Origin of the sequence: Halopseudomonas pelagia, assembly GCF_009497895.1 — a bacterium.
Lineage (GTDB): Bacteria > Pseudomonadota > Gammaproteobacteria > Pseudomonadales > Pseudomonadaceae > Halopseudomonas > Halopseudomonas pelagia_A.
In genome coordinates this window covers 1,471,051-1,493,267 of sequence record NZ_CP033116.1, presented here as the reverse complement: position 1 = coordinate 1,493,267, position 22,217 = coordinate 1,471,051, and the positions used below count along the sequence as shown (strand labels likewise).

At 52.5% G+C, this 22,217-nt stretch carries 18 protein-coding genes; 8 read left to right on the top strand and 10 right to left on the bottom strand.

Translation table 11 applies throughout. The annotated features are described in order from the left end of the window. Positions 1 to 61: 61 nt before the first annotated feature. The 5 genes from EAO82_RS07050 (at position 62) to EAO82_RS07030 (ending at position 7,576) form a co-directional block, all read left to right on the top strand. Positions 62 to 1,459 (top strand): NAD(P)-binding protein, encoded by a 1,398-nt coding sequence (locus EAO82_RS07050; protein WP_096348000.1) that lies wholly within the window; start codon positions 62 to 64, stop codon positions 1,457 to 1,459. Between the two features lie 16 nt (positions 1,460 to 1,475). Then, complete coding sequence (locus tag EAO82_RS07045) at positions 1,476 to 2,582, top strand: DUF2855 family protein (protein ID WP_096347999.1); 1,107 nt, start codon at positions 1,476 to 1,478, stop codon at positions 2,580 to 2,582. A gap of 102 nt (positions 2,583 to 2,684) precedes the next feature. Next, on the top strand, positions 2,685 to 4,007 hold the full coding sequence (locus EAO82_RS07040) for a substrate-binding domain-containing protein (RefSeq protein WP_174958765.1): 1,323 nt from the start codon (positions 2,685 to 2,687) through the stop codon (positions 4,005 to 4,007). Between the two features lie 131 nt (positions 4,008 to 4,138). Continuing rightward, on the top strand, positions 4,139 to 6,073 hold the full coding sequence (locus tag EAO82_RS07035; protein ID WP_096347998.1) for an acyltransferase family protein: 1,935 nt from the start codon (positions 4,139 to 4,141) through the stop codon (positions 6,071 to 6,073). 441 nt (positions 6,074 to 6,514) lie between these two features. Next, on the top strand, positions 6,515 to 7,576 hold the full coding sequence (locus EAO82_RS07030; RefSeq protein ID WP_174958762.1) for a tyrosine-type recombinase/integrase: 1,062 nt from the start codon (positions 6,515 to 6,517) through the stop codon (positions 7,574 to 7,576). 56 nt (positions 7,577 to 7,632) lie between these two features. Here EAO82_RS07030 and istB read toward each other — a convergent pair whose 3' ends face one another. Continuing rightward, a complete protein-coding gene (istB, locus tag EAO82_RS07025; RefSeq protein WP_153274255.1) occupies positions 7,633 to 8,388 on the bottom strand; it encodes an IS21-like element helper ATPase IstB in 756 nt (251 codons plus the stop codon). Between the two features lie 14 nt (positions 8,389 to 8,402). After that, the gene (gene istA / locus EAO82_RS07020; RefSeq protein WP_174958648.1) at positions 8,403 to 9,947 is read right to left on the bottom strand and encodes an IS21 family transposase; all 1,545 of its coding nucleotides are present in this window, start codon (positions 9,945 to 9,947) and stop codon (positions 8,403 to 8,405) included. 515 nt (positions 9,948 to 10,462) lie between these two features. Here istA and EAO82_RS07015 point away from each other — a divergent pair. Next, complete coding sequence (locus EAO82_RS07015; protein WP_231703303.1) at positions 10,463 to 10,708, top strand: helix-turn-helix transcriptional regulator; 246 nt, start codon at positions 10,463 to 10,465, stop codon at positions 10,706 to 10,708. Positions 10,709 to 11,384: 676 nt separating this feature from the next. Here EAO82_RS07015 and EAO82_RS07010 read toward each other — a convergent pair. The 5 genes from EAO82_RS07010 to EAO82_RS06990 are packed head-to-tail and all read right to left on the bottom strand — an operon-like array spanning position 11,385 to position 13,547. Next, positions 11,385 to 11,663, bottom strand: a complete 279-nt coding sequence (locus tag EAO82_RS07010; RefSeq protein ID WP_096345074.1) for a hypothetical protein — start codon at positions 11,661 to 11,663, stop codon at positions 11,385 to 11,387. A 60-nt stretch (positions 11,664 to 11,723) separates the two neighbouring features. After that, positions 11,724 to 12,686, bottom strand: a complete 963-nt coding sequence (locus tag EAO82_RS07005; protein ID WP_096345075.1) for a metallophosphoesterase — start codon at positions 12,684 to 12,686, stop codon at positions 11,724 to 11,726. Between the two features lie 14 nt (positions 12,687 to 12,700). Then, entirely contained in the window at positions 12,701 to 12,952 is a 252-nt protein-coding gene (locus tag EAO82_RS07000) for a hypothetical protein (protein ID WP_096345076.1), read from the bottom strand. A 13-nt stretch (positions 12,953 to 12,965) separates the two neighbouring features. Further along, on the bottom strand, positions 12,966 to 13,265 hold the full coding sequence (locus EAO82_RS06995; RefSeq protein ID WP_096345077.1) for a hypothetical protein: 300 nt from the start codon (positions 13,263 to 13,265) through the stop codon (positions 12,966 to 12,968). A gap of 30 nt (positions 13,266 to 13,295) precedes the next feature. Next, positions 13,296 to 13,547, bottom strand: a complete 252-nt coding sequence (locus tag EAO82_RS06990) for a hypothetical protein (RefSeq protein WP_096345078.1) — start codon at positions 13,545 to 13,547, stop codon at positions 13,296 to 13,298. Positions 13,548 to 13,712: 165 nt separating this feature from the next. On the opposite strand from EAO82_RS06990, the gene EAO82_RS06985 reads away from it, so the two are divergent. Together EAO82_RS06985 and EAO82_RS06980 are read left to right on the top strand one after the other, a co-directional pair. Continuing rightward, a complete protein-coding gene (locus EAO82_RS06985; protein WP_096345079.1) occupies positions 13,713 to 13,937 on the top strand; it encodes a hypothetical protein in 225 nt (74 codons plus the stop codon). 167 nt (positions 13,938 to 14,104) lie between these two features. Next, complete coding sequence (locus EAO82_RS06980) at positions 14,105 to 15,025, top strand: WYL domain-containing protein (RefSeq protein WP_321540969.1); 921 nt, start codon at positions 14,105 to 14,107, stop codon at positions 15,023 to 15,025. Positions 15,026 to 15,065: 40 nt separating this feature from the next. Here EAO82_RS06980 and EAO82_RS06975 read toward each other — a convergent pair whose 3' ends face one another. The 3 genes from EAO82_RS06975 to EAO82_RS06965 are packed head-to-tail and all read right to left on the bottom strand — an operon-like array spanning position 15,066 to position 22,047. Beyond that, entirely contained in the window at positions 15,066 to 18,329 is a 3,264-nt protein-coding gene (locus tag EAO82_RS06975) for a type I restriction endonuclease subunit R (protein WP_096345081.1), read from the bottom strand. Then, positions 18,326 to 19,717 carry a restriction endonuclease subunit S gene (locus EAO82_RS06970; RefSeq protein ID WP_096345082.1) on the bottom strand — a complete coding sequence of 464 codons (1,392 nt, stop codon included), beginning with the start codon at positions 19,715 to 19,717 and terminating at the stop codon, positions 18,326 to 18,328. Before EAO82_RS06970 ends, EAO82_RS06975 begins: the two co-directional genes overlap by 4 nt. Then, the gene (locus EAO82_RS06965; protein WP_096345083.1) at positions 19,714 to 22,047 is read right to left on the bottom strand and encodes a class I SAM-dependent DNA methyltransferase; all 2,334 of its coding nucleotides are present in this window, start codon (positions 22,045 to 22,047) and stop codon (positions 19,714 to 19,716) included. The genes EAO82_RS06970 and EAO82_RS06965 overlap by 4 nt, the downstream gene beginning before the upstream one ends. Positions 22,048 to 22,217: the final 170 nt, after the last annotated feature.

Sequence of the window (22,217 nt, the reverse complement as noted above, 5' to 3'; positions counted from 1 at the left end):
CGAATTATTGATCAACACACCATTGATCTACACAACAATGACAATCGGCAGGGGCAAAGACATGAACGAACAGCAACTCGAAGCGGATTACCTGATCGTCGGCAGCGGTGCAGTGGGCATGGCCTTTGCCGATACCCTGCTGACCGAATCGGACGCCACCGTGATCATGGTCGATCAACACCAGCAGCCCGGTGGGCACTGGAACGTCGCCTACCCCTTTGTCACCCTGCATCAGCCGTCAGCCTTTTATGGCGTGAGTTCGCGGGAGCTGAGCAAGGGGCACAAGGACGAAGTGGGCCTGAACAAGGGCCTGGGCGATTTGGCCTCGGGTGCCGAAGTACTGGCTTACTTTGATCAGGTCATGCGCCAGCAATTCCTGCCCACCGGCCGCGTGCAGTACTTCCCCATGTGCAACTACCTGGGCGACGGTCTGTTCGAACACGCCCTGACCGGCCAGCGCTACCGCACCAATACCGGCAAAACCGTGGATGCCACCTACCTGAAAACCAGCGTACCGGCTACGCATACACCGAGTTTCAAGATTGATGCCGGCGTGCAGTTCATGCCGCTGAATAACCTGCCCAAGGTCAAACAGCCGGCCGACAACTATGTGGTGATCGGCGGTGGCAAGACCGGTATCGACGCCTGTCTGTGGTTGCTGGCAAACCAGGTGGACCCGGAGCGCATCTGCTGGATAGTCTCGCGCGACGCCTGGCTGCTGGACCGCCGCAACACCCAGCCCACGGACGAGTTTTTCAGCAGCACCATCGGTTCGATGGCGGCTCAGTTTGAAGCCATCGCCAAGGCCGAGTCGGTGCCGGAGCTATTCGACAACCTTGAGCGCGCTGGGGTATTGCTGCGCATCGATCAGAACGTCAAACCGACCATGTTCCATGGCGCTACGGTCAGTCAGCTGGAGCTTGAGCAGCTGCGACGTATCAAGAATGTGGTGCGCAAGGGTCGCGTGCTGCACCTGCAGGCAGATCAGATTGTGCTGGAACAGGGCAGCATCCCGACCTCCGCCAACAACCTGCACATCGACTGTTCGGCCAGCGCCATCACCAATCTGGCAATCAAGAAAGTGTTCCAGGGTGATCTGATCACGCCGCAAACGGTTCGGTCCTATCAACCGGTATTCAGTGCGGCGTTTATCGCCCACGTGGAAGCCAACTACAGCAATGAGGCAGAGAAGAACCGCATCTGCTCGGTAGTGCCGTTGCCCAATCACGATACCGATTGGATTCGCATGATGGCGGCGTTGATGATGAATCAGTACCAATGGTCGAAAGTGGAAGATCTACGCAACTGGCTGCTGGCCAACCGCCTCGACGGCATGGGCAAGCTGGTCAAGAACGCCGCCAAGGACGATGAAGAAAAGCAGGTGATTCTCAAGCGGATGCGGGCTCACGCCGGCCCGGCCATGGTGAAGATCCAGCGCTTTCTTGCGGACATCAACTAACAACAGGAGTGACAGCATGCAGCAGTTTCAGATACGCAAAGATGATTTTATGACCCAGCGCCTGGTCACACTGAGCGCCCAGGAGCAACGCCCGAACCTGGTTGAGGGCGAGATCCGACTGGCGGTCGACAGCTTTTCCTTCACTGCCAATAACATCACCTATGCTGCAGCCGGTGACAAACTAGGTTACTGGCAGTTCTTTCCGCCAGCAGGCGAGGACACCCAAGGCTGGGGCGTTATCCCGGTATGGGGTTTTGCCGATGTGATCGAATCACGCTGTGAGGAAGTGCCGGTGGGTGAGCGTCTGTTTGGCTATTTCCCGCCTGCCACACAATTGATCATGCAACCTGCGAAGATCTCAGCCCAGCGGCTGATGGATGGCAATGCGCACCGGGCAAAGCTACCGGCGGGCTACAACGCCTACAGCCGCGTGCTGCACGAGCCAAACTACGACCCAGCCAAAGAGCCTGAACGCATGCTGCTCTGGCCGCTGCACATCACCTCGTTCTGTCTGTGGGATGCGCTCAAGGATAAAGACTGGCGCGGCGCCCAGCAGATCATCATCCTCAGCGCCTCAAGTAAAACCAGCGCTGGCCTCGGTTATGCCCTGTTCAAAGATCCCGACGCCCCGGCGACCATTGCCGTGACCTCGGCGCGCAACACAGCCCTGGTCAAGAGTCTCGACATTTATCACGATGTTGTGGATTACCAGCAGCTGAGCAGCATCAACCAGGACATTCCCAGCGTCATTGTCGACATGTCAGGCAACAGCAGCGTGTTGAAAGAACTGAGCAAGCACCTGGGCGAGAATCTGACTTATTGCATCAACGTCGGCCTGACCCATTGGGATGAAGCCCAGACCGCTTCAGGTATCAGCGCGGAGCGCAGCGAGTTCTTTTTTGCCCCCGGGCACATTCAGCAGCGCATGCAGGACTGGGGCCCCCAGGGCTTTGCCGAGCGCAGCCAGCGTTTCATGCATGAAGCCGCCCATTGGAGCCGCCAATGGCTGAAGGTTAAAACGCTGGAGGGCCTGTCGGGTTTGGCTGAGATTTATCCCGAAGTATGTCAGGGCCGCATTGCGGCGGATGAAGGGGTGATCATCAAACTCGCAGTCAATGACTGAACCGGTAACGCGATCCGGGCGGGTGCAGTCATCTGAATGTCATCTAACTGCCTCACTCTGGCGGGTCAAAAACCTACCTGCCAGATTGTAATGAGGTTACCGATGCCATCAGTTTTCCGTCGACTGCTGTTCCGCCTGGGGTTTGCTCTGGTTTTTCTGCCCGGTGTGGCAGCCGCCCACGACCTGGAAATCCACGGGTCCAACACTATTGGCGCCACACTGGCACCCATGTTGATGACCGGGTTCCTGGAACAGCTTACCGGAGAACGGGTCAGCGCTAGCGCCACGGGGAATGAAAATGAAGCTGTGCTGAAAGTCGTGCGCGACGGCAAGCCGCTGACCGTGCTGGTGGCCGCTCACGGCACCAGTACTGGCTTTACCTCGATGATGGCCAACCAGGCCGATACCTGGGCGGCCTCACGACGTATCACCGCCAGGGAAGTTGCCGCCATGGCGTCACGCGCAGACATGACCAGCGCCGATAGCGAGCACGTGATTGCCATTGATGGCCTGGCGATTCTGGTCCACCCATCCAATCCGGTTAACCAGCTCAATATAGAAACGCTGGCCAGGATTTTTGCCGGCGAGATCACCAACTGGTCGGCGCTTGGCGGCCCTGACCTGCCAATTCAGGTATACGCTCGCGACGATCGCTCAGGGACCTGGGACACCTTCAAGGAGCTGGTACTGGCTGGCAAATATACGCTGACTGGCGAAGCCCGACGCTACGAGTCCAATGACCAGTTATCCGACGACGTCAGCCTGAATCCCGCAGGCATCGGCTTTGCCGGTTTCGCCTCGGTGCGCAGCAGTAAATTGCTGGCTATCGCCGACGGTAATGCGCCGGCGCTAAAACCCAGTAAACTCTCGGTTGCCACTGAGGATTATCCGCTGTCCCGCCGGCTCTACCTGTACACCCCAGGAACCACCGGCAAGCCTTTGGCCCAGGCCTTTATCAACTACGCGCAAAGCCAAGCCGGGCAGGATATCGTGGCCCAGTCCGGTTTCTTTTCCCAGAACCCCTTTGCGGTTGATCCGGAGCAGGACGCCAGTGTGCCGGCAACGTTCAAACGCCTGACCGAACGCTATCAGCGCCTGTCCGTTAACTTTCGTTTCGCTGAAGGCCGTACCAAGCTGGACAATAAGGCCAACCGCGACTTGCTGCGGATTCAGCACTACCTCAGGGAAACCGGCAAAACCGGTAAGGACCTGATGCTGATTGGTTTTGCCGACCAGCAAAGCGACGAACTGCGCGCCCAGATGATCTCCGAACTGCGCGCTCTGTCCGCCAGCAAGGCCCTGCGGCAACTTGGCACCCAGGTGCACGGGCACACTGGCTACGGCCACTATATGCCGGTGGGTTCAGCGGGCGGTGCTACTGGCGCCCAGCGCAACGGCCGGGTGGAGGTGTGGGTCCGGCGCTGAGCGCGCTCGGCTTGCCACCCGCCGCCCGGCGGTGGCCGGCCTAATCAGAGCCACACCTGCTGCAAACAGCTTGTCTGCGCTGGCCTAGCCCATATAATCTCCCCCGGTCTGCACATTCTAGGGGAATTGACTTGAAGATCGCTCCGGGCTACCGCGCTGATATCGAAGGCTTACGCGCACTGGCCGTCGTCCTGGTGATTCTCTACCACTACGAAGTTCCGGGAATCAGCGGCGGCTTTATCGGCGTGGATGTGTTCTTCGTCATCTCTGGCTACGTCATCACCCAGCTGCTGCAACGCAACTTCGAGAAGGCGGCCTTCAGTTTCCGGGACTTCTACGCCCGTCGCATCCGTCGGCTGGTGCCCCTGTTTCTGGTAGTGTCCAGCGTCACCTTCGTGATGATCTCGCCCTTCTACCTTGGCGATGCCTACTACCTGTTTGCCAAGAGTTGGCTGGCGTCTCTGTTTGGCTTGAGCAACATTTATTATTTTCAGGAGCTCTCTCAGTACTTCGCCCCGGAAAGCCGCTCGCTGTCGCTGTTGCACACATGGTCCTTGGCGGTTGAGGAGCAGTTCTACCTGATATGGCCGCTGGCGCTGTACCTGGCCTACCGATTTGGTAAGGGCCGTAATGGGCACTGGCCTTTCCGCATTACGCTGGTCGCCACTTTCGCGCTGTCGGTGTATCTGGCTGACGCCTATCCAGCCGCCGCCTACTACCTGCTGCCGGCCAGGCTGTTTGAATTCATGCTGGGCACCGGCGTAGCGCTGTTCAGCCGTCAGCTTCCAGTCCTCGGACGGCTCAGTGCCGAGCTGCTCGCGGCGCTCGGCCTGGCGATGATCTGCGTAACCGCGATAGTGCTCACCAAGCATGACCATTTTCCCGGCTACAACGCCCTGTGGCCTACGCTGGGCACCGCGCTGGTGATCTACGCCGGATTGCACCAGAGCCGGACTCTCACTGCTCGCCTACTCAGCCTGCCAGTCATGGTTTTTCTGGGAGGCATTTCCTATTCCCTGTATTTATGGCACTGGCCGCCCGTGGCGCTGCTGCATTATCAGTTGATCGAGCTCACCTGGAGCAACCGTCTGCTGCTGATCGGCATTGTCGTGGTGCTGTCATGGCTAAGCTTCCGCTTTGTGGAGAACCGCTATCGTCACCGCCCGTGGAACTTGAAAAAATCCTTTCTGATATTCATCCTGGCCCCGGCTCTGATCATCTGGGCTATCCAGTCGACCATCCGCATAGCCGATGACCTGAGCTTTCGAATTCCTGAAGACCGTCGCGAACTTTATCGCATCATTTCCCAGAACAACGCTGCCGACCTGTACAAGCGCTGCTTCAAGGGCGCGCCTGCGCAATTCAACACAAGCGAAGCCTGCCTGTTCGGTGCCGAGCCGCAAGACGGCCAGCCAGACAGCATATTGATTGGTGACTCCCACGCCATCGCCCTGCTTGGCTTTGTGGAGCAGCTCATCGGTGATGAGCAGTCCTTGCTGGTGGTAACCCGGGCCTCCACCCCCTTCGTAATACCGGAACACTCCGTGGCCGCATTCGTGGATCCGGAGAAGGTCGAGCGCAACACTGCCTTGGCCAATTATCTGCAGCAACGCCCGATGACCGTGTACGTCAATGCATGGTGGAACTCGTATTTGCAGAACGAGTTGTATCAGACCTACTTCATTGACACCCTGGCCTGGCTCGACGCCCAGGGCCATAACGTCGTTGTAATCGAAGATGTGCCTGAGTTGCCCTCCTCCTCGTATGCGGAATGCCTGTTGAAGAATATGGACGATTGCTCCATCGACGCCGCAGACGCCCGGCTCAAAATGAGCAACTTCCTGCGCTTCAAAGAAGCCGCGCAACAGCGCTTTCCTGATATCAATTGGATAGACCCGAGAAAAGTCATCTGCGACCAGCTCCGCTGCCAGACGGTATTGAACGGTATCCCTCTGTATCGGGACGAGAATCATCTTAACTATGTGGGATCGACAGAGATTGGTCGGGAGTATGTTGAGCGGTTTGGGAGCCCATTGGGGGGGGTTAAAAAGCCAGGGGATAATTGAGCGTTAAGCTGGGGCCTGAAGTACGAGAGGGATTACTCGGCGCGGGGCGCCTCACCTCTTCGGGCTGGACCGGCAATCCCACCGTTGTAGCTTTGCGACACCGTTCTTCGCCTGCTGGCGCAGGCTCGTTGAACCGTGAGGGGTCTCGTCCGTCTTTTCACCGCACAAATGAAAAAGCCCCAGCTTGCGCTGGGGCTTTTTCATTTGTCTGGCGGAGAGAGAGTCCTCTATATCCAAGTCCATAAATAACCTGTGAAGCACACTATTAGCGCGCTGCGAGCGCGTTTTCCTTGTTCGTTCGTCCATAGACGTCCTGCTGAGTCTACCGAGAACTCGTCCCAAAGTATGGGCCTGGGTATGGGCTGGGTATGGGCTGGGAAAGGAAAGGAAAGGAAAGGAAAGGAAAGGAAAGGAAAGGATCACTTTGGAGGAAGTAAATTTATGAGCAAGCTATCAATCAAAAAAATTGAAAAAATTATGAAAATCGGGGATCGCGGCCTCACATCCGATGGCGGCGGACTCTACCTAAAGGTAAGCAAACAAGGCAGTGGTAGCTGGATCTTCAGGTACAAGAATTCAGGAAAAAGTCGAGACATGGGCCTTGGTAGTTTTCCCGAAATCAGCTTGGCCTCTGCACGGAACCAAGCCTTCCTGGCCAGACAACTCAGAGAAAGGGGCTTGGACCCTATCGAAGAACGCGCTAAAGCCGATGCAATTGCTGAGGATGCTTTGTCAGAAGGCATGCATCGCAAGCAGTCTTTCAAGACTCTCACTGAGCAATACATCACCAACCACAGCCCCGCATGGCGGAATGATAAGCATAGAAGTCAATGGGCCAACACCATGAACTCCTATGCATTTCCAGTAATTGGGCAGCTTGCCCCGAATGAAATAAAAACATCCCATTTAATGGAGATACTTTCCCCGATCTGGATCACGAAAACAGAAACAGCCAGTCGTGTCCGCAATCGTATCGAACTCGTACTAGACTTTGCAAAAGCATTGGGCTGCCCTCTTGAGACCAACCCTGCTCGTTGGCGTGGACATTTAGATAAGCTTTTACCGAAACGTTCAAAGGTAGCACCAGTTAATCACCATTCAGCGGCTTCCTGGAATGAAATGCAGCCAATTGCACTGGATCTTCAGGGACGAGAAGCTCCATCCTTCCAAGCTCTACTAATGACGATTTTAACCGCCTGTAGAACCTCTGAAGTACTAAACGCACGCTGGGATGAAATCGATTGGGAAGAAAGAATATGGACTATTCCTTCGAATCGTATGAAAGCGGGAAAGCTACACCGTGTACCGATCGTGCCTCATCTAGAGCACCTGCTAATCAATATGAATAATCGTCGTGAGTCAGATTACATATTTCCTGGAAACACAAAAGACAAACCTCTTTCTAATATGGCAATGACAATGGCATTGAGACGAATAGAGAGAGATGACATTACAGTACATGGATTTGCGTATTCCGGCGAACGTGACCGGTCATTCCGGTGATCGTGACCGATTTGCACACGGCCTTCACGCTGGAACGGGTTTTGTACTCTGAGCGGTCACGATGGGTCAATCGATACCGCGTTTTGAGCGTTAGCCTTTCTCAGTGATTCCCCCTTCAGATTGAGCCGGTGGGCGCCGTGCAGGAGCCGGTCCAGGATGGCGTCGGCGAGCGTGGCGGAGCCGATGTACTCGTGCCAGTGTTCGGTGGGTAGCTGACTGGCAATGAGCGTTGAACCACGTCCATGACGGTCCTCGATCACCTCCATCAGATCCTGTCGTTGCTGGGCATTGACCTTCTGCATGCCCCAGTCATCTAGAATCAGCAGATCGGTTTTCAACAGCTGCGTCATCAGGCGGGCGTAGCTGCCATCGCCGTGGGCGATCCGCACTTGCTCGAACAGCCGTGGCACCCGCAAGTAGCGGACGGATAGCCCTTGGCGGCAGGCCTGGTTGCCCAGGGCGCAAGCCAGCCATGTCTTGCCACAGCCGGTGGGACCGGTGATACACAGATTCAGCGATTGACCGATCCAGTCACAGCTGGCCAGGCCTGCCATACGGGAACGTTCCAGCCCTCGCGGGTGGCGATAGTCGATGTCTTCGATGCAGGCCTGCACGCGCAAGCGAGCAGCCTTCAGTAGCCGGTCCAGCCGACGGTTCTCCCGGTGCAGCACTTCCCGGTCTACCAGCAGGGCCAGGCGCTCCTCGAACGCCAGGTCATGGGTTGCGGGCTGCGCCCGCTGCTGTTCCAAGGCGTCGCACATGCCCGTTAGCTTGAGGTGGCGCAGGGTGTTGAGTGTGTTGTGAGTCAGCATAGGTCTCTCCGGGATCAGTGGTAGTAATGCGGGCCGCGAACGTTGGTGTGCGCCGGCAGGTCGGTCAGGTCACGCTCATCGTCGGCCAGAGGCAGCGGGAACTGGTCCAGCCCCTGTTTCAGGATCGAGGTGATGCTCTGGTAGCTGGCCGAGTTGATCGACAGCGCCCGGGCACAGGCTTGTTCAAGGCGTTCACGGCTGTAGCGCCGACTGAGACTCAGCAATCCCAAACAAGCGCGGTAGCCATGCTCTGGATGAGGGCGGTCCTTGAGCTGGCTCTGCACCACCTCCAGCGTGCCGGGGCCGATGTCCTTGGCCCAGTTGAGGAAGCGCTGCGGCGACCAGTCCTTGTGGGCCTGATGCGCCTTGGGCATGTGTTCGGTCAGGGTTACGAAGCGGCTCTTCCCGTGGCGGGGATGTAATGCCACCCGCTGGCCCTTGTGCATGACCTCCAGGGCGGTATCCGTTAACCGTACGTCCAGAACCAGCCCCACCAAGGCGTGAGGTACGCTGTACAGGCGTTTGTCGACCTCGATGTGGTAGTCGATGCCTGGCCTGGCCTTGCGCCATTCGGCGTAGGTATAGGGCGCTACTGGCAGAGGCCGCAGTGCCGGTCGATCAAGTGCGTCGAACAGGCTCTGACGGCTCTCGGTTCGACCCTGGAACAGGCGCTGGTTCAGGGCTGGTAGCAACGCTGCAATGGCGGCATTGAGTTCGGCCAGGGAGAAGAACATCTGATGCCGTAAACGGGCCAGGATCCAGCGCTCGACCAACAGCACCGACGTCTCGGCCTTCGCCTTATCCTTGGGCTTGTAGGGCCGTGCTGGCAATACCGCCGTCTGGTAATGGCAGGCCAGCTCAGCATAGGTCTCGTTGATCGTCGGACTGTAGCGGTCCGCCTTGGTCACCGCCGCCTTGAGGTTATCCGGAACCAGCAGTTCCGGTACCCCGCCAAAGAACCTGAACATCCTTTGGTGGGAGGCGATCCAGTCTGGAAGGCTCTGGCTCCAGGTAGCCTCGGCGAAGGTGTAACTGGACGCGCCCAGCACTGCCACAAAGACCTGGGCCTTGCGCACCTCACCGGTAGAGCGGTCCACCACCGGCACAGTAGGGCCGCAGTAATCGATAAAGATCTTCTCGCCAGCCCGGTGGACCTGTCGCATGCTGCGGCGCTGCCGGCCACGCCAGAGCCGGTAGTGGTGGCAGTACTGGCTGTAGCGATACGCCTTGTCGCCGTGGCGTTCTACGTATTCGGCCCAGAGCAGTTGCAGAGTGACGCCTTTGGTCTTGAGCTCTTGATGAACCTCGAAGTAGTCGGGCTCGGCAAAGCGTGACGGTGGCGCCTTGGCCGGGAACAGCAGCGCGTACAGCCGAACCTTGTCCAGGTCCTTCGGCAGTGGCCAGGTAACGCCCTGAACCTGGGCCAGGCTGACGTACTTGCCGACCACGCCCTTGGAGAGTCCGCAGGCACGAGCAATGCGCTCGTGACTGAGACCGGCTTCGTATTTGAGGCGCAAGACCTCGATGATCTGTCGCATGGAAATCCTCGCAGCCGGCATCCGCTCTTCCTCGTGAAAAAAGGAAGCGGTATGCGCGATTAAGTTGAAGAATTCCAGTGTGTTGGCAGTGATTCCGGGGGAACGTGACCGACGATTCCGGCATCGTGACCGGTGATTCCGGGATATCACCCAAAATCGGTCACGATAAAACGGAATGAGCGGTCACGTTAGCCCGGAACAGGCGGTCACGTTCAAACGGAATGGGCGGTCACGATGGGCCGGAATATGCAGGATTCCGTTCAACCTTCCGCGATTGGGCAGCTGAAAACACAATCTATCCTAGAGAAGTTTGTGAGCAAGCCCTGGCACATACGTTAGGCAATAGTGTTGAGGCTGCATATCGCCGAAGTGATTTATTTGCTAGGCGGTTTGGGCTAATGATCGAATGGAGTGAATACCTTTTAGGCAAGGTCCCCAATACCCTAGTAATTGAAAAGATACTTAATATATAGCTCTAGTACGAGCCTTACACCCTCCTCTACTCCACGAATAGCAAAAACTGGAGCCACTAAATAATGCAGTCAGTACAGCTGGCTACTTTAGAGGAAAAAATGATGAACAAAAATAACGTACCAACCAGAAGAATATTGCGGTTACCCGAAGTCATCAACCTAACAGGCTTCAGTAAATCATGGATATACCAATTAATGGGGCTGGGTAAATTTCCGAATTGCATTAAAATTGGCATTCGCTCCGTAGGTTGGGACAGTTACGAAATTACAGCTTGGATTAATAAAATGATCGAAGAAAAAAGATACTGAACTTTCAAACTACAATGCGATATTACACAGGCAGCAGGCGTGCTCTTGGTTACTAATCAGCAATTTACAAGAGAATTCTTGCACAGGAACTCAATGGGCAGAAATGCAGTAAAACCCACCGGCAAGCTTTATAATCACTCCTAGAATGCCGATCGGAGGTAGGCAGTCTCATGACAACACTTTATCTCATATTTTGCAGTTGGACCCTGAGACCACCAAGTTTGTATTACTTGGAAAGATAGAACTCGGTATTGTTCACGTTGCTAACTACAAGCCCAACAGACTCAGACAAGTGCTTAGCAAGGCGAACATACAGGGTAGATCTACTAGGAACACAGGTAAACCACACATAATTCATTTTATGTTTTTTTATATGTGACACTGCGATTTTTTCAACCTCACGGAAAACTTTCAACGAACTGACTCCTGAAAACCCCAAGTCGTTGTAGCTTTCATGATGAACGCCCCATTTGTCAAAAGGATCATAAATTGAATATGTGGTAAAAAACGAAAGTTGACCGTCATTCGAAAACCGAACAAAGTAACCAACCCCATCTACACTAAAACTATATTCACTCTTCTTCATGACCACAAGCCAACCTAATATGTAAGTTCTCCCTAAAATCCAGGGAGATTATATCCTGCCTAGGAATATTTTCTTTTAAATATTTTATCTTTAATTAAAGTTGAAGTTTACAAACGTAAAACCCAATTCGGTTTTAGAAAATGTTAATTTTGAGTCAGTTTTTACCAAGGGCGATTCTCGGACTGTTTTTTCCAACTCATTTTCGCTCAGGTTTGAAACATCTTCAGTTTTGAATATAAAACTTTCTGCTACAACACTTTCCCAGGCCCATTTCTGGTAAAGAATCTCATAATCCCCGAGCTTTGCCTCTACCTGAACCAAAATATTTGTGTCATCGTCAATGGGGATGCTCTCAAATTTATTGCTCAACGTTGACTCCAATAATTTATTGAATACATTTGCGAATAAATTAAATTAAATTAAATTAAATTAAATGATATCTAAATCGTGTCCTACATGAATATATCGCTCTAACATTAACTTATTTTCGCCATGCCATTGGTAGGCGCAAAGCTTTCTGTTATCTATACTATTTTCAGGTGGTTTGGCAGCAATGCTATAATCCAAGCAAGCAACATATTCACTTAAGGGCTCTGGATTTCCGCTCATCCAATAGTGCCCAAGGAATAGTAGTTTATCATTTTCATAACCCGGGATGACATCATCAGATAAAGGTATATCCGGAATGCATTCGACGTCTTTAGTAGAGCCTATCGCTAGCTGTTTATAGGTGGCGCCCTTCACTTCCGTCCACCACTTAACGCGTATTTCTGTGCGTCGATGGCCCTCTTTATCGGCAAAGTCCTGACCGTTTGGTAAGGTGACTTCCAAGCCCTTAAGCACAATTTCAAGCGCCTCATAAGCTGCCGAACTTTTACGGGTTAATTCTGGCCAGGCGCTTGGAAGAATGCAGTTTTTTTCATTTGTATATTTTTTTAGTGTTTGTAGTGAGGAGGGATGCCAGCAGGCATGCACTACCCGTAAATCTTCGAGCTCCAAGAAGAGTGGAAGCGTTTTAAACCACTCAATGATTTCTCGGTGCTTTTTCGAACCTTCATTAACCTGCTTAAGAAATTCTTTGTGCTGGTCTCTATTTTTTTCGCTATGTGGTCGTAAATATTCGCCTGGCTTATCGTCGTGTTCTGTAGCCCAAGCTATTGCATTAAATTCGTGGTTGGCCATTACAGCCTGGGCGTGACCGCTTTCAACCATTGAGCGCGCAATATTAATAACTTCAAGTTGCTCAGGGCCGCGATCAATAAAATCGCCAAGAAAAATAACTGTTCGCTCTGGGTGCTGCCACACACCATTAATTTCTGAGTAATTCATTTTACTCAAAAGTTTTTTTAGCGGTATTGCGTGACCGTGTATGTCACCGATGATGTCGTACATTAAAATTCCTTTTATTAATTGATTTCTTCAGATGGAAGCGCACCGCCAACGATTTCACCTTCTAGGGAAATTTCTAAGCTAGCGTTCTTTTCATAAACGAAGCGGTATTTTTGAGCTTTTCCAAACGGGCCAAAATCACCGCCTGTTTCAAGCATGTTTTTCAGTACCGCTGACGTGGCTGTTTCGACCTGAATATTCAGCGGTGGGTGCCATATTCCATCGAGAAGGGCTACTTGGCACTGATTGAGTAGGTGACCCATGGTCATTGCAGAGCGCCCCTCACGCTTGAGCCCGGTGATAGAAAGCCCAAGCCTCCTTAAACCAGTCCTGGCTAGTTTCGCTGATCGCCTTGGCTGCGTCGGCCTCAGGAATGCCCAGGACCAGGAACAGACTCAGTGCAAACGCTTCTCTGTTGTACTTCAAGTCGGAAAGCCCTTTATCTAGCCCTAGGTGTGATGATTCCACTACAGCATCTAGGCGGGAGACCGTTTGTGCAGATGGGTGCTGGTACCCCAGAATTTCAGTTTGAGTGCGATCAGCAGCACGAAGCTGGTTTTCTTCAGATAAATTCATCGACATGACGGCACTCCTTGCTAGTCGTGATAAACCTTAATTTTCCGCCTGCAAAGCCAGTACTATATTTGCTAGGGTTTGTGGCTCAATCGACTCGACCTCAAACCAGTCCATCAAGGTTTCGCTAATAGCCTCACCTATTGGTTGGCCGTTGGAAAGTTTTTGAAAAGCGGATTGCGCGATTGAATCATACTCATCGTAACAATCATTTTCTTTGCAGCAGGTTCCCATAGGGTCCAGGTAAAACAACACCTCTGAAATACGGCTAGCGTCCTGGCTTTTGATCATTTTTATCACTCCTTTGGCCCGCTCGGCTTTTCATATCGATGCTTTATCTTTGATGACGTCAGTTTAGCGCTATGTGCGACATATTACGTCGCGCTAAGCTGTCATCCTACGTATCATCAGTTTACAGCTCAGACTGAGGGCATAGCGAGGCAGCGAGGGAGTGCCATGTTCAATCACGAAATGTTGATGGCTTCAGCAATCTGGGGGTGTCTGGCTCTAGCGCTCTTGCTGCTGTGGGGTTGCCTGGCTTTTGTACTGCAAAAAATCGGGCTGTTTTCAAACACCATTGCGCAAAGGCAGTCACGCATTCTCATTGCCTTTCGCTGGGTTTGGCTGTTGCCAATGAATATTGCGTTGATTACGCTCGTTCTGGCTTTTGTCTGGGACTGAATAGTCATCAGAAAAGCATCAAATTCCAACACCGGTTCACCGCATCCCCCTTCATGCCCGAGTAAATTGATACCGCCATGCCTGCCGCTAACAGTCGAAGCACCTTAAGCCGCCAGTGGGAGTTGTTGAAACTGCTGCCCTCTCGCCCACCTGGTTACACCGTGCAGATGCTGGTTGAGCAATTGGCCGATGCAGGGTACGGAATCAGCAAACGTACCGTTGAGCGCGATCTGAATGAGCTCTCGCTGCTATTCCCGCTGCAATGCAATAACAAAGGCATACCCTACGGCTGGTATTGGACGCCTGGCTCGCCTTCGGATCTGCCTAGCGTAACCCTCAGCGAGGCGCTCACATTGCAGCTAGTCGAAAACAGCCTGCGCCCATTGCTGCCGGCAGGCATTTTGAAAAGCCTGCAGCCACGCTTCGCTCAGGCCAGACAGAAGCTCGATGCACTTACCGCGCAAATGCCTGCCGCCCGATGGATCGACAAAATTGCCAGCGTTGCACCAGAGCTAAATCTGATTGCGCCTGAAATCGATCCGGATCTGTTGGATGCAATCCAGCAAGCACTTCTGGGCGATCAGCAAATAGACTCGACTTACTTCGCAGCACACACCAATAAAACGCGAACTCTAACGCTCAATCCCTTAGCGTTGATCTTGCGTGGAAATATCAGCTATTTGGCCGCAACGGTTGAGCCCTACACAGACGTGAGGCTTTTTGCCGTGCATCGGTTCAAACAGGTCGAAATTCTGGAAACGCCAACCAACAGACCCGCTGATTTTGAGCTGAAAACCTACATCAAGAGTGGTGCACTGCAGTTCAGTCAGGGTGATGTGATTCAGCTTAAGGCAAGAATTAGCGGTGACTTGGTCAACTTGCTGACTGAAACGCCATTGTCAGCAGACATGCAAATCAAGGCAGAAGAGGATAGCCACGCGCTTAGCGCAACGGTGCTGGATAGCTGGGAATTGCATTGGTGGGTTTTGTCACAAGCTAATGCCATCGAGGTTCTGGAGCCCCCTGAGCTTAGAGCGGAAATCAGCCGAAAAATCGCCATGGCACACGCATTGTATGAGGAGTCCTAGTGCGCCCAGGGTGCGGAAACGACCAGGACGCATAAACGGATTAAGTCGCTAACTGCAGCAAGTCGAAAACCACTCGGGCAAATTTATTGGCCTTTTGTGGATCAGATAACAGCTGCAGCATCTGGTTTTGATGCGCGTCGCCACTGCTCATAATCGCGTCATCTATAGCCTTAGGGAAATTTCCCAACAGCGCCTGCTCCGGGGTATTGTTGGCTAGCTGCTGCATGACCAACTGGTTCTCACTGACCTTGTCACGAATGGTGTAGGCGTAGTTCACCATGTCCTTATCAGTTAGCTGATCCGTCACAAACAGCTCATTCAGCCGCTCTAATATCTCCGACAGCATCTCTTCCTTGATGTCTTTCGCCCTGCCCGAGCCAAGCCCTTCACCAGGCTCCAATTTATAGTCAGCCGAGTCCTCTTGCAGCTTCAGATCTTGCTGCCGGATTATAGAAACCCGGTAATGGCTGAGCACGATACTGTCTAGGTCAATATCTTCCTCATCCACCGCGCTTTCGCGCAGCATAGGGTTGAGACTGCGCGCATACAGGCTGAGCTTTTCCAGCTGTTTATCGTCGTAATCGACAATCTGCGACATGAATTCATAGAAGCGCACGAATGTGCCCAGATCCTTTTTAAAGATATCCAGAGCATCCTTTTCCTTTTTGCACTCTTTGAGATCATTTTCAGCATTGGCGATCAGCACTGCATCCTGGGTCTTTTTTATGCGCTCAAATATAGTTTTCGAGTGTTCATAGGCCTCAACAGCGGATTTGTAGCGCTTGCTCCAACGCTCGACAGCAGGCTTGCAAATGTTGGCAATGGCCGCATTGCTTTTGTTTTTAACGAAAAATGCCGAGCAGAACTGCTCAACCTCAGTTGTCTTGTAAATACCTGCCGCGTTGAGCTTTTCAAACAGGTCGAAAATCAAGTCGGGATTAGAAACATCGGCCAGCTCTGCCGTCTGAAAGTACGGCTGAAACGAGTCGAGAATATCCTGCGGCTCGTTGAAGAAATCCAGAACGAAGGTACCCGTTTCTGCTTTGCCAGGGTAGGTACGGTTTAAGCGCGAAAGGGTTTGCACGCACTCCACACCGCCGAGCTTTTTGTCCACGTACATGGCGCAGAGCTTGGGCTGATCGAAGCCGGTCTGAAACTTGTTGGCAACGACCATAACTTGATAATCATCGCTGTCAAAGGCTTTGCGCATGTCGCGGCCTCTGAGGTGGGGGTTCATGTTGCTCTCGGTGTATTTCTCACCGATCAGCGCGACTGAGTTCGGGTCTTTTTCAGTAAATTCGACCTCGCCCGAAAACGCCACCATGGCATGGATTTTTTGGTAGCCCTTATCGACGATGTACTTGTCAAAACACAGCTTGTAACGCACCGCCTCTTTACGTGAACTGGTGACCACCATGGCTTTGGCTTGGCCGCCCAGCAAGCCCATGACGTTGGTGCGGAAGTGCTCAACGATTACCTGCACTTTTTGCGCAATGTTGTACTCGTGCAGGCGCACCCACTGGTTGACCTTGACCTTGGCTTTTTTGCTTTCTACTTCCTGGTCGGCTTTACCAATTTTCTGCGCCAGGTTGTAAGCCACTTTGTAGTTGGTGTAGTTCTTCAGCACATCGAGAATAAAGCCCTCTTCAATGGCCTGGCGCATGCTGTACACATGGTAGGCCTCGGGCTTATTGGTTATAGACGGCTGCTCATCGGGCTTTGGCAAACGGCCAAACAGCTCCAACGTCTTGGTTTTAGGCGTGGCGGTAAACGCAAAGTAACTCAGATTTTTTGATACCCGGCGTGAAGCCACCGCAGCATCAAGAATATCCTCAGAGCTGAGCTCATCTTCGCCCTCGGCCTTAGTCTCGATCATCAGCACTTCTTTAAGCTGGCGTGCCGTTGATCCGGTTTGCGAGGAGTGCGCTTCGTCAGCGATGATCGCGTAACAGCGCTCTTTCAGGTTGGCGCTGTTCTCGATGGCGCGCATCACAAAGGGAAAGGTCTGGATGGTAACGATAATAATCGGCTGGGAATTAACGAGCGCGTTCGCCAGCTTTTCCGATTTCGGACCATCGCCTTCCTGATTGTTGATACGGCCAACCGCGCCATCGACATGCTCGAACTGGTTGATGGTGTCTTGCAGTTGATCATCCAGCACGGTGCGGTCGGTCACCACAATCACCGAGTTGAACTGCTTGTTGCCTTCAGCATCGTAAAGCGCCGAAAGCTGGTGCGCGACCCAGGCAATCGAGTTGGACTTGCCCGACCCCGCACTGTGCTGAACCAGGTACTTTTGCCCTGGGCCTTCAGTACGCGCCGCATTGACCAGTTTATTCACCACATCCCACTGGTGATAACGCGGGAATATCAGGCTTTCCTTCTTGTACTTACGGCCTTCCCAGTCTTCTTTGTCTTCAATTTGCAGGTGCACAAAATGCCCAAGAATTGACATCAAATTGCTGGGCAGTAAAACCTCGTTCCACAGGTAATCGGTGGCGTACTGGTCAAGATCTTCCGGCACATCGTTACCGGCACCGCCCGAAGAGGTGCCTTTGTTAAAGGGCAGGAAGTAGGTATCCGCACCTTCCAGCCGTGTAGCCATATACACCTCGTACTGGCTGACAGCGAAGTGCACCAGCGCACCGCGTTTAAATGTCAGCAGCGGCTCGGACTTTTTGGTTACGGGGTCGATAGCGAAACGAGTAGTTTTGTATTGCTTGATGGCTTTCTGCACAGCCTGCTTGAATTCGGATTTAAGCTCCAGCGTCACCACCGGCAAGCCGTTTACAAACAACACCAGGTCAATCCGCCAGGCTTGGGCTTTGCTTCCGTTAAGTTCTAAGTGCTCTCGGGTCGCCCAGGGTGAATACACGAGCTCCTGCACCACCCGGCAACGGTTCTTGGTGTAGCGCGCCAGGGTATCAGGGTTCAGGTCATGCTCGGGCTTGAACTGGCACAGGCTAAAACGTGTGCCGCGATGCCGTAACTCATGACGCAACACACCTAGGGTACCGAAAGTACGCATATCTTTGCTGGCAGCATTCGGGTCGCTTTTATTCAGTTGGCTGGCGACCCGTTCCATAAAGTGCTGCTCGGGTTTGCTGGGGTAAAGTGCACAGAACCTCTTCCACTCTTCGGGCTGGGTGTCTTGCACAAAGCCCAGCAGATCCTCTGGGTACAAAGCCAATTCACGGTTGTAGTTGTCCGCCTTGCCCAGCAGCCAGCCATTGGCCACCAGATGCTTGAGCATGTCATTCTGAAAGGTAAATTCGTTCGCCTTACCGCCACCTAATGCACTCATGCGGCTACTTCCTTGTTGGTTTGAGCCGATCCCGGTGCGACCCAGCCTCTGACATCGATTTTGCCGGTAACGGCGGCGGAGATGAGAGCAGCACGACGCTCCTGTAAGAGATCGACAACATCCTCTTGTTTGTCCAGTAAGGCGTTGAATTTTATGCATCTCGCCTGAATGAAGCTGGCAATTTCTATAGCTTCACTTTCAGGAGGAACAAGTATTGGAAGTTCACCTATGTTCTCCTGAGTCATTGTTGGCATATAGCTACCAGTGTTTATCATAAATATTCGCGCCTGAAGCGCATCAGTTCCCAAAAATTGCGACACATACCTTGAGTCAATTTTAGATTTTTTAAGAAGAACCATTTGTGGATTGATAGTCATTGGTGAAGGCACTTCGAAAACAACAGCTACCTTCCCAAAAGACCAACTTGTTTTAACCAGAAGTATATCTCCGGGCTCGAGCATTATTTCTGGCGATTCAAAGTACTTACCCCAGCTCAAGAAAACTTTTTTCTCTAAGCTAAACCCCCGTTCATTAATATTCGAAGGGCTCAAGACGATCGCACCATCTCCTTCGTCAACAATATCATCGACTGTGTAGCCGCGATAACCAATGCGACCAGCCATTTCTACTATCCACTTTACCTTACTAACGCCCCAGTGTTCTGGTACCTCCCCCAGCCACTCAACACCCGAGTCGCGCATCTTGGCTTTGGGCCCGCCCTTTAATGAAGAGAGGCCTTTGGTGACGGCATGGCTAATCACAGCCTGACGCTTTTCTTTTAGCAGTCGGATAAGCTGTTGTTGTTTTTCGATCAGGGTGTCGATTTTGGCGGTTTCGTGGTCGAGGAAGTTAGCGATTTTTTCCTGTTCAAGATCGCTTGGTACAAACACCGGCAGATTTTTTACCTTCTCTGAATTTAGGTTGTTTTGCGTGTTTGATGTTGAGTAATACATCAAATAATTTTCGATGCTTTGCAGCCAATATCTAAAAAATCGGTTATTCAATGTTTCTTTCGGAATTAAAGCCAGTATCGCCTGATTTGTCGTCAAGTCTGCACCTGCCTCAGCAACCTTTCCCAAAGAGGCGAATATTGAATAAAGCAATGTACCTTTCGGCACTATTTTCAACCCTTTTGCGTAAATCCCCTTATCACTGACATCTTTCTCTGTTTCTGTAACAACAGCTGTTCTCGTCATATCCGCTATTGATACCCAGGGAGTCCCCTCACCACTTTCCTCCCAAAAAAGGGAATTTCCACTCTCGGGGGTACCACCTGCCACACAGCCTGAAAGTTGGAACTTGATTTTCTGCTCACACCAATTCTCTGGGATTAAATCAATAAGGGGAAAATTACAATTCCTGTAAGAGTTGTATGGTTCGAATTTCATACATGCACCTCTTGCAGCAAGGCCATAATCTCGGCCGATACGGCATCCAGATCCGCATCAATCTCAAGCAAATCCCGTGGCGGTTGGTACTGGTAAAAATGCCGGTTAAAGGGGATTTCATAACCGACTATGCCGACTTGCTGGTCCTTAACATCTTTCTTGCTGGCATCTATCCAAGCATCGGGAACATGGGGCAGCACTTCTTTAAGGAAGTAGGCTTCGTTGCTGGCGTTAACCGGCTGGCCTGGGTCGAGGGCTACGTTTTCGTTGTCGCGCAACTCGCTGTCGGTTTGGTATTCCTGCACCTCGCCATTAACCGCAAACAAGCCATACAGCGGATTGGCTGGGGTTTTGTGCAGTTTCTTAATCACTTTGGCGGCGGCTGTGTTCTTCCAGCTCATGGCATCGGTGATCTGCTTTTTGTCCTTGGCATCCAGGCTTATTCCCTTTTGCTTGCAGGCCGCCTTGATCGCATCGTCAAAGCTGTTGAAGTCATCACATTGCGCAGTGCCTATGCTGGCTTGAAGTTGCTGCGCCTTGAGCAACAGGCGTTTTTGATCCATCCAGGTCGTGCGGTTGAGCAGATCCTTGAGGTGCTTCTCTTTAAGGTCGGCAAAGTTCAATTTACAGTAACGGCGAATGGCCTCTTCATGGGTGCTTAAGTCGCCATAGCGCTTGCAGGTATCGCCATCACACCAGCTTTCACCTTCAAGGTTGCTGAACTCTTGATACACCCAGCGCATCACGCTGTTGATCGCGCCAGGGGCGAAACGGCATTCAGCTACACGTTCATCACTGAACTGCCATGAAAGCCGCAGCGGCCGCTCGATGCTGATGCGCCGATAGCCAAACTCATAGGAATTAAAAATCTTGCTGGCAAAGGTCTTAGCCGCTTCGGCTTTTGGGTTGGCGGCCTGGCGACCACGATTGCTTTTTTTCGCGGTTTGCTTGTCCAGCTCATACGCATCCACGGGCTCAAAACTGCCAAAGGCGCGGATAACCGTAGCAATATCATCCTCGGCCATTTCATTGCGCTTGGAGCCAAGCGATTTGCGCATTTTTCCGCACAGGTTCACGCCATTTATCAGTTGCACCTTGCCTTTGCGCTCTGCCGTTTTTTTGTTCGAGAGCACCCAGACGTACGTGGAAATGCCGGTGTTGTAGAACATATCGGTGGGCAGCGCGATTATGGCTTCGAGCAAGTCAGCTTCGAGAATGTAGCGGCGGATTTCCGATTCGCCAGAACCTGCGCCACCCGTAAACAACGGCGAGCCATTGAGGATGATGCCAATCCGCCCACCGCCCTGCGAGCTATCACGCAGCTTGCTGATCAGGTGCAGCAGAAACAACAAAGAGCCATCACTGACCCGTGGCAACCCCGCACCAAAGCGACCATTAAAACCCTTCTGGGTATGCTCATCGCTGATCTCTTGCTCAATCTTTTTCCAATCCACACCAAATGGTGGATTGGAGAGCATGTAGTCAAATTCGCTGGCATACAGTTGGTCATTGGATAGGGTGTTGCCGAGCTTGATATTGCTGACGTCCTGACCCTTGATCAGCATGTCAGCTTTGCAGATGGCGTAGCTCTCGGGGTTGAGCTCCTGACCATAGGCGCGCATCACGGCCTGCGGGTTGAGTTCGTGCACGTACTCCATGCCGGCAGAAAGAAAACCACCCGTACCAGCAGTGGGGTCGTAAATGGTGCGAATAATACCGGGCTTGGTCAACGCATCATCGTCTTCCATAAACACCAGGGAAGTAGTGAGGCGCACGATGTCACGCGGGGTGAAGTGCTCACCGGCAGTTTCATTCGAGCCCTCTGCAAAGCGGCGGATCAATTCTTCAAACACCAGGCCCATGTCATGGTTAGAAACCGATGCGGGGCTTAGATCGGTTTGCCGCACGCGTTGCACAAATTTGTAGAGCAAGTTGGCATCGTTGAGCTGGCCAAGAAACTCGTTAAATTTGAAGTGTTCGAAAATCTCCCGGGCATCCTTGGAGAATCCTTGAATGTAGGACTCCAGATTGGCCTTGATGCCAGCCTCACCCAGCTTGGATAAGTCCATTTTTGAGGTGTTGAAAAACGACAGCCCACCGCTTGCACGCAGCAGCAGCTTTTCTTGAGCTTCTTCAGAGATATTGAGTTGCTGGATTTTCGCGTATTCAGTCAGCACGACTGCTTTGCTGGCTTCCAGTACACACTCAAGGCGACGTAACAGGGTGAAGGGCAAAATGATGCGGCCATACTGGCTTTGCTTGAAATCGCCACGCAGGAGATCGGCCAATGACCAAATGTAGGCGGCCAAGTTGTTAGAGGTTTGCGACATTATTAGAAATTCCCTTTAGTGCTGGGCAGTTGCTGAGGCTAGGTCAGCATGCCTATTAATAGAGCTAAAAGCCATTATGCTTCAACGGCGGAGCGTGGTAATGATTTCATTTTAACTAGCTGCGTTTGCGTGACTGGAAAGCGATAGCTGATCAGAGCGAACTCTGTAGG

Excerpts from the sequence above, each read along its gene's own strand:
- EAO82_RS07050 (WP_096348000.1), top strand. The coding sequence starts at position 62 with ATGAACGAACAGCAACTCGAAGCGGATTACCTGATCGTCGGCAGCGGT.
- EAO82_RS07045 (WP_096347999.1), top strand. The coding sequence starts at position 1,476 with ATGCAGCAGTTTCAGATACGCAAAGATGATTTTATGACCCAGCGCCTG.
- EAO82_RS07040 (WP_174958765.1), top strand. The coding sequence starts at position 2,685 with ATGCCATCAGTTTTCCGTCGACTGCTGTTCCGCCTGGGGTTTGCTCTG.
- EAO82_RS07030 (WP_174958762.1), top strand. The coding sequence starts at position 6,515 with ATGAGCAAGCTATCAATCAAAAAAATTGAAAAAATTATGAAAATCGGG.
- istB (WP_153274255.1), bottom strand. The coding sequence starts at position 8,388 with ATGCTGACTCACAACACACTCAACACCCTGCGCCACCTCAAGCTAACG.
- istA (WP_174958648.1), bottom strand. The coding sequence starts at position 9,947 with ATGCCGGCTGCGAGGATTTCCATGCGACAGATCATCGAGGTCTTGCGC.
- EAO82_RS07015 (WP_231703303.1), top strand. The coding sequence starts at position 10,463 with ATGCAGTCAGTACAGCTGGCTACTTTAGAGGAAAAAATGATGAACAAA.
- EAO82_RS07005 (WP_096345075.1), bottom strand. The coding sequence starts at position 12,686 with ATGTACGACATCATCGGTGACATACACGGTCACGCAATACCGCTAAAA.
- EAO82_RS07000 (WP_096345076.1), bottom strand. The coding sequence starts at position 12,952 with ATGACCATGGGTCACCTACTCAATCAGTGCCAAGTAGCCCTTCTCGAT.
- EAO82_RS06995 (WP_096345077.1), bottom strand. The coding sequence starts at position 13,265 with ATGTCGATGAATTTATCTGAAGAAAACCAGCTTCGTGCTGCTGATCGC.
- EAO82_RS06990 (WP_096345078.1), bottom strand. The coding sequence starts at position 13,547 with ATGATCAAAAGCCAGGACGCTAGCCGTATTTCAGAGGTGTTGTTTTAC.
- EAO82_RS06985 (WP_096345079.1), top strand. The coding sequence starts at position 13,713 with ATGTTCAATCACGAAATGTTGATGGCTTCAGCAATCTGGGGGTGTCTG.
- EAO82_RS06980 (WP_321540969.1), top strand. The coding sequence starts at position 14,105 with ATGCTGGTTGAGCAATTGGCCGATGCAGGGTACGGAATCAGCAAACGT.
- EAO82_RS06975 (WP_096345081.1), bottom strand. The coding sequence starts at position 18,329 with ATGAGTGCATTAGGTGGCGGTAAGGCGAACGAATTTACCTTTCAGAAT.
- EAO82_RS06970 (WP_096345082.1), bottom strand. The coding sequence starts at position 19,717 with ATGAAATTCGAACCATACAACTCTTACAGGAATTGTAATTTTCCCCTT.
- EAO82_RS06965 (WP_096345083.1), bottom strand. The coding sequence starts at position 22,047 with ATGTCGCAAACCTCTAACAACTTGGCCGCCTACATTTGGTCATTGGCC.